Origin of the sequence: Bradyrhizobium sp. NBAIM03 (assembly GCF_020194055.1) — a bacterium.
Lineage (GTDB): Bacteria > Pseudomonadota > Alphaproteobacteria > Rhizobiales > Xanthobacteraceae > Bradyrhizobium > Bradyrhizobium yuanmingense.
Genome location: NZ_JADYVS010000102.1, coordinates 1 through 611 on the forward strand (window position 1 = coordinate 1; position 611 = coordinate 611).

Genomic DNA, 611 nt, shown 5'->3' on the forward strand with positions numbered 1-611 from the left:
AGGCACCGACCTTATGCGCTATGACCAGGGTCTCTGGGAGCCCCTGCACACGGAGAACTGGTGATGAACCCCAGTGCACGCCCCTATGCAGACCGCCGCATCGCCTTGCTGACCCAGCATGGCAAGGAGCGGGTCATCGCGCCCGCGCTGGAGCCGGGTCTGGGTTGCACGATTGAACATGTCAGCGGGTTCGATACCGACCTGCTGGGCACCTTCACCCGCGAAACGGCACGTGCGGGCTCGCAACTGGATGCAGCACGGCGCAAAGCCCGCAAGGGCATGGAGCTCTCCGGCCTCGATGCCGGCCTGGCCAGCGAGGGCAGCTTTGGTCCCGATCCGTTCACAGGAATGGTGCCCTGGAACGTGGAGCTGATCGCCTGGCTGGACGACCGCATGGGCATCGAAGTCGTCGGCATGGCACAAGGGCCTGCGCGCAGCGGGCACCTGCTGAGCGATAACTGGAGTGCCGTGGAGGCATTTGCGCAGCGCGAGGGCTTCCCGCAGCAACAGCTGGTGATGCGCCCGGAGAGCCAGGACGACACCCGCATGCACAAAGGCATCGCGGACTGGGACCGGCTGCGGCACTGCTTCGACGCCTGCCAAGCCCAGGC

The 611-nt window shown here is 66.3% G+C and carries 1 protein-coding gene; it reads left to right on the plus strand.

Annotated elements, in window-relative coordinates:
* Window positions 1–63 precede the first annotated feature (63 nt).
* Window positions 64–611 (plus strand): DUF6671 family protein (locus tag I6F21_RS37580; RefSeq protein WP_346656861.1); only part of this gene is annotated, 548 nt, incomplete at its 3' end.